The 1,538-nt window shown below is 67.5% G+C and carries 2 protein-coding genes; both read left to right on the forward strand.

Annotated elements, in window-relative coordinates:
- Positions 1–83 precede the first annotated feature (83 nt).
- Complete coding sequence (locus I2H81_RS10315; RefSeq protein ID WP_199407179.1) at positions 84–1,139, forward strand: IS1595 family transposase; 1,056 nt, start codon at positions 84–86, stop codon at positions 1,137–1,139.
- 46 nt (positions 1,140–1,185) lie between these two features.
- On the forward strand, positions 1,186–1,383 hold the full coding sequence (locus I2H81_RS10320) for a type II toxin-antitoxin system RelB/DinJ family antitoxin (protein WP_117744010.1): 198 nt from the start codon (positions 1,186–1,188) through the stop codon (positions 1,381–1,383).
- Positions 1,384–1,538: the final 155 nt, after the last annotated feature.

Genomic DNA, 1,538 nt, shown 5'->3' on the forward strand with positions numbered 1-1,538 from the left:
GGCTCTGTTAGACCAGGATTGACATACATGTGTCCCCACGGTGCCATATCGTTGACCCCATAGACCGCGATGATGGGGGCAGCATGAACGCCGAAGACCTGGTCCTCAACTTCAAGAAGGGCATGGCGAACCTCAGCAAGACCGAGCGCCGCCGCGCTATCGAGTCCGTCAGGGACGTGATCCGCGCGGCGGCGTTCGACGACGCGGCCGGCTCCGCCTACGAAATCGAACGCTGCCCGCGCTGCGGGTCCGCCGCGGTCGTGAAGAAGGGCAAATCGAAGAACGGCGAGCAGCGCTACCTCTGCCGGGGCTGCGGCAGGACCTTCGGCATGGGCAGCGAGCGCATCCTGGGGACGAGCAAGCTCCCGAAGGAGACCTGGATGGCCTACGCCGAGTGCTTCGTGCTCATGCTGCCCCTGCGCGAATGCGCGAGGCGCTGCCGCGTCTGCCTCAAGACCGCCTACACCATGCGCCACAGGCTGATCGAGTGCCTCTCGGCCTACTCCCCCTCGTTCAGGGTCGAGCGGGGCTGCGGCTGCGAGCTCGACGAGACCTATTTCCCCGAGTCGTTCAAGGGCAACCACGCGAAGGGGTCGTTCACGATGCCGCGCCCCTCCCGGCACCGCGGCAAGCAGGTGCACAGACGCGGGCTGTCGCGCGAGCGGATCTGCGTCATGACCGGAGTGAACGACTCGAACGAGACGTTCCTCGAGGTCACGGGGCGGGGCGCCCTTTCGAGGGAGCGCGCCATGGACGCGCTGAGGGGCCGCATCGCGGCCGGCTCGGTCGTCGCGACCGACAGGGCGGCCGCCTACGTCGGCGTCCTCGCCGAGCTCGAGGTCGCCGCGCACGCGGCCTACGACCCCAAGGACCGCTCCGGGGGGACCATCAACCGGGTCAACACCGTCCACTCGCTCCTCGGCGCCTTCATGGAGCCGTTCAGGGGCGTGTCGACGAAGCACCTCGACGCCTACCTCGCCTGGTTCAGGTGGTGCCGGACCTTCATGGCGACCGATTCCGGCGCGGCCGGGCGCACGGTCGCGCGGCAGCTCGCGCACGGCGTCTGCAGGAGCCGCGTCCGCGACATGTTCAACGTGGAGCCGCCCTACATGGACTACTGGGCCGCGCCCGCCGCATAGAGGCGGTAGAATGGTCGCACCGCGATACACGAGGAGGGGTGAGGCCATGCCGTCGAACATACCGGCCACGACGATCCGCATCGACCCGGAGGTCAAGAGGGAGGCCACGGCCATCCTGGACGAGCTCGGCCTGTCCATGTCCACCGCCGTCAACGCGTTCCTCAGGGCGCTCGTCCGAGAGGGCGGGATGCCGTTCGAGATGAGGGTCAAGACGCCGGCGCCCGACGAGGAGACGGCGAGTTAGCCGGCAGGTCGGCATGAAACGGCAGGGCCAGGCGAGCAACTCGTCCGGTCTCGGGCGCATCGCTCCTTGCCGGATTCAGATTCGACAAGGGGCGACCATTGTGCAATCGCAAGAAGATGACGGGGCGGAATGTCAATCCTGGTCTAACAGAGCCT

It is taken from the genome of Collinsella aerofaciens, from assembly GCF_015561195.1.
In the GTDB taxonomy this organism is placed as follows: Bacteria; Actinomycetota; Coriobacteriia; order Coriobacteriales; family Coriobacteriaceae; genus Collinsella; species Collinsella aerofaciens_AC.

Coding starts and splice junctions, on each gene's coding strand:
- I2H81_RS10315 (WP_199407179.1), top strand. CDS start 84: ATGAACGCCGAAGACCTGGTCCTCAACTTCAAGAAGGGCATGGCGAAC.
- I2H81_RS10320 (WP_117744010.1), top strand. CDS start 1,186: ATGCCGTCGAACATACCGGCCACGACGATCCGCATCGACCCGGAGGTC.